Here is a 1,387-nt window from a genome sequence, read left to right as displayed (position 1 = left end):
TCATCGGGCAGGGCCAGCAGCAGCCGACCGGGCACATCCCGTTCACGCCGCGCGCCAAGAAGGTGCTCGAGCTGTCCCTGCGCGAGGCGCTGCAGCTCGGCCACAACTACATCGGTACTGAGCACATCCTGCTCGGCCTGATCCGCGAGGGCGAGGGTGTCGCAGCCCAGGTCCTCGTGAAGCTCGGCGCCGACCTGAACCGGGTGCGCCAGCAGGTCATCCAGCTCCTGTCCGGCTACCAGGGCAAGGAAGCGGTCGCCGTCGGCGGCGAGCAGCAGCAGAACGCGCAGCAGGGTTCGCAGGTCCTCGACCAGTTCGGTCGGAACCTCACCCAGGCCGCGCGTGACGGCAAGCTCGACCCCGTCATCGTGCGCGAGAAGGAGATGGAGCGGGTCATGCAGATCCTCTCCCGCCGCTCCAAGAACAACCCCGTCCTGATCGGTGAGCCCGGCGTCGGCAAGACCGCCGTCGTCGAGGGCCTCGCCCAGGCGATCGTCAAGGGCGACGTGCCCGAGACGCTGAAGGACAAGCAGCTCTACTCGCTCGACCTCGGGTCGCTCATCGCCGGGTCCCGCTACCGCGGCGACTTCGAGGAGCGCCTGAAGAAGGTCACGAAGGAGATCCGCACCCGCGGCGACATCATCGTCTTCATCGACGAGATCCACACGCTCGTCGGTGCCGGTGCAGCCGAGGGCGCGATCGACGCCGCGTCGATCCTCAAGCCGCTCCTCGCCCGCGGTGAGCTCCAGACCATCGGTGCCACCACGCTCGACGAGTACCGCAAGCACTTCGAGAAGGACGCCGCACTCGAGCGTCGCTTCCAGCCGGTGCAGGTCAACGAGCCGTCGCTGCCCCACGCGATCAACATCCTCAAGGGTCTGCGCGACAAGTACGAGGCGTTCCACAAGGTGTCCATCACCGACGGTGCGATCGTCGCCGCGGCGAACCTGGCGGACCGCTACGTGCAGGACCGCTTCCTGCCCGACAAGGCCATCGACCTGATCGACGAGGCCGGCGCCCGCCTGCGCCTGTCGATCCTGTCGGCGCCGCCGGAGCTCCGTGAGTTCGACGAGAAGATCTCGACGGTCCGCGGGTCGAAGGAAGCCGCCATCGAGGAGCAGGACTTCGAGAAGGCCGCGAGCCTGCGCGACGAGGAGAAGAAGCTCCTCGGCGAGCGTCTCCGCCTCGAGAAGCAGTGGCGTGCCGGTGACGTCGCCGCGTCCGGCACCGTCGACGAGGGCATCATCGCCGAGGTCCTGGCGCAGGCCACGGGCATCCCGGTGTTCAAGCTCACCGAAGAGGAGACCTCGCGTCTCGTCTTCATGGAGAAGGCACTGCACGAGCGCGTCATCGGTCAGGAAGAGGCCATCTCGGCCCTGTCCAAGAC

The 1,387-nt window shown here is 67.6% G+C and carries 1 protein-coding gene; it reads left to right on the top strand.

Going from position 1 to position 1,387, the window contains the following annotated elements; translation table 11 throughout:
- The coding region (locus tag BACI9J_RS23090; protein WP_159736690.1) for a Clp protease N-terminal domain-containing protein at window positions 1-1,387 on the top strand (1,387 nt) is incomplete at both ends.

This window comes from Arthrobacter sp. 9V (assembly GCF_902506065.1).
In the GTDB taxonomy this organism is placed as follows: domain Bacteria; phylum Actinomycetota; class Actinomycetes; order Actinomycetales; family Micrococcaceae; genus Arthrobacter.
The sequence above is the reverse complement of the archived record's forward strand: the minus strand, read 5'-3'. Positions and strand labels throughout refer to the sequence as shown.